This window comes from Pseudoalteromonas sp. bablab_jr011, from assembly GCF_016464045.1.
Taxonomy (GTDB): Bacteria; Pseudomonadota; Gammaproteobacteria; order Enterobacterales; family Alteromonadaceae; genus Pseudoalteromonas; species Pseudoalteromonas lipolytica.
Genome location: NZ_JACDWU010000032.1, coordinates 1 through 223, shown reverse-complemented (window position 1 = coordinate 223; position 223 = coordinate 1). Strand labels below are relative to the sequence as shown.

Below are 223 nucleotides of genomic sequence, written 5' to 3'. Positions count from 1 at the left end.
GTTTGCCCAGCGTTTAGGGTTGGTTATTGCACCATCAAAGTTAAAGCGATAAATATCGTTATCAAGCTGTTCTTCTATCTGCTGCATTTGTTTGTAACTCATTAAACGCCAATACTTTTCTGGGCGGTTATTCTGTTTATCAAAATCGCGTGCTGCTGGGTCTAAATGACGAAACGGCTCTATTTCAGGTGAGTCAACTAATGGTTTGCTTAAATCCATAAAG

1 pseudogene is annotated in these 223 nt (G+C 39.5%); it reads right to left on the bottom strand.

The window, feature by feature from the left end:
• Window positions 1-223 (bottom strand): annotated as a pseudogene (locus JIG41_RS01070) (hypothetical protein); the annotation flags it as partial.